This is a genomic window from Thioalkalivibrio sp., from assembly GCF_041690275.1.
Taxonomy (GTDB): domain Bacteria; phylum Pseudomonadota; class Gammaproteobacteria; order Ectothiorhodospirales; family Ectothiorhodospiraceae; genus Thioalkalivibrio.
Genome location: NZ_JAWLHP010000041.1, coordinates 1 through 2,285 on the forward strand (window position 1 = coordinate 1; position 2,285 = coordinate 2,285).

The window sequence follows — 2,285 nt, forward strand, 5'->3', positions numbered from 1 at the left end:
GGTGGGCCCGCTGCGCTTGGCCCACCCTACGCGCGAGGTGTACACCGGTGGTCAGAGATCGCGGACGAACTGCACCACCAGCAACCCCGCCAGCACCCAGAGCAGACCACGCAGCCACCCCCGGTAGGCATCGGTGGAAAAGCGCTCGCGCAGCCACATGCCGCTGCGCAGGCCGACCAGCGCCATCGCCCCGAGCGGCAGCGACACCAGCACCAGCGTCAGCGGCAGGAGGCCGAAGGCGGCGAAGGTCGCGGCCTGGGTGCTCTTGCCGAGCAGGAAGGCCAGGTTGATCGCCTGCACCAGTACCAGCGGCGGCACCCGCATCTCCAGGAAATAGATCATCAGCATGGGGCCACCCACGTTCACGGTGCCCCCGAGCACACCACCAAGGAGGCCGGCGCTCGCTCCGGCGCGCCGCGGATGGCGCGGGATGAAGCTCCAGTCCAGTCGCTTCAGGCGCTCACTGTTCAGGTACAGCAGGATCACGGCGGCGAGCAGCAGGCGGAAGGGATTGGGGTCCATCGCCACCAGGATCGCCGTTCCGACCGCCGAGCCGATCAGCATCCACACCGCGACCGGCCAGAAGCGGCCGACGCTCTCGGAGAGATTGCCCCCGCGCAGCATGCTCCAGAGGTTCACCGCGATGTTCGGTGCCAGCGTGAGCAGGATCGCGGTCTGAACGTCGGTCAGCAGTGCCAGCACCGGCGTCGCGACCATCGGGAACCCGAGACCGAAGGTGCCGTGAACGAGGCCCGCGAGGGTCACGATCAGCAATGCGATCAGGATCTCGTTCAGCAGAAAGGCGTCCAGGGCGGGGACCTCGTCGGGGCGGCGCTATAGGGTACCGCGCGTCGGTTCCGGCGGGCGCGCCGGCGAGGGGCGGGACGGTGGGCCCGCCGCGCCTGGCCCACCCTACCCCGGGTCTTCGAGGCGTTCCAGGTAGCTGCGGATGCGTTGGGCGTTGGCGCCGGCGTCGCTGCGGCCGACCCGCGACACGGATCGCACATCGACGAGACTCTCCGCGTTGTCGGCGCGGACGCGGATCACCACATCGTCCCGGAAGCCGTACCAGAAGGTGGTGGCCGTGGCCTCGATGCGGCCGTCTTCCGGGTCGACGGCGGCGATCTCCCAGCCCATCTCGCGCGCGGCGTCGAGGGCGCGCTCGAAGCCCCGTTCGGCGGGTTCCGCCAGACGCAGGGTGTCGAGATCGGGATAGGCCTCGCGCTGCTGGCGCGCGACCTCCTCGCCGGGATAATCGCTCGGGTTCGGGTACCGGGCGCGCACCTCGCGCAGCGCGACGAAGGCCGGTGGGTCAACCGTGTCGGTGGTGATGTCGTGAATCGGCGGTACCTGCCGCGCGCTCTCCAGGGCCTGCCACGGAAGATACACCGAGACTGCCGCCAACAGCAGCGCCGGCACCCACCAGCCGATCGCCGAGCGCCGCAGCCCGGGAACCAGCACCACGATCAGGACCAGGGCCAGTCCGCCAAGGCCGAGGAAGGTGGCCCAGCGCATCATCCGGAAACCGGTCGGGAACTCCCACAGTTCCAGCCGGACGCCCGGCCCGGAGATCAGCAGCAGGGCCGCGCCGGCGAGCGCGACCAGGAAGGCGATCCGGGGAAGGAATCTCATGGCGCCCATCGGGGTCCGGATGTGGCCGCGGGCCGCCCCGCAGATCCCAGCGCGCAGGGCGTCGGTTTCGGGTCAATGCTCGCGGTCATGGCACCGCGCCACCCCTGCAGATGAACGCCCCCGCTTGCGGGACAACTCCGCCGCGAGCGGGCATTCGCTGGACGCATCCGGCTTCAGCGGTCCATCGACGGATAGCCCGGCTGCTCCCGCTCGAGCGGCGGGAACTCGGGTTGGCCGCGATCCGCCGGCGGGAACTCCCGCTGGCCACGATCCGCTGGCGGAAACTCCGGCTGGCCGCGATCCGTTGGCGGAAACTCCGGCTGGCGGTATTCCCTTGGCGCAGGGCGCCGCGGCTCCGGACGCCGGCGCTCGAGTTCGTCGATGCGCTGCTCGAGCTCGCGCATCCGCTGCTGCATGCGCTCGTCGGGAACGGACGGCATACCCCACTGCCGTCCCGGGACACTGTAACCCGGATAGCCATAACCCATGCCGGGGGACGGCGGCGCGGGTTCGCGCACGCCGGGATCGGTCCACTCCGGAAGACCTTCGGTCGGCGCACCCGGTGGGTCGAAGGGTGCAGCACCGTAGGGCTGCTGTCCCGGGGGTTGGCCCGGGGGCTGCTGGCCGAACGGCTGCTGACCGAACGGCTGCTG

The 2,285-nt window shown here is 70.8% G+C and carries 2 protein-coding genes and 1 pseudogene; all 3 read right to left on the reverse strand.

From position 1 onward, the window contains the following. Window positions 1-51: 51 nt before the first annotated feature. Window positions 52-810: a sulfite exporter TauE/SafE family protein gene (locus ACESMN_RS09215; protein WP_373053326.1), complete on the reverse strand. Its 759-nt coding sequence runs from the start codon at window positions 808-810 to the stop codon at window positions 52-54. Window positions 811-912: 102 nt separating this feature from the next. Then, entirely contained in the window at window positions 913-1,632 is a 720-nt protein-coding gene (locus tag ACESMN_RS09220) for a DUF1499 domain-containing protein (RefSeq protein WP_373053304.1), read from the reverse strand. Window positions 1,633-1,805: 173 nt separating this feature from the next. Further along, window positions 1,806-2,285: pseudogene (locus ACESMN_RS09225) on the reverse strand (hypothetical protein); the annotation flags it as partial.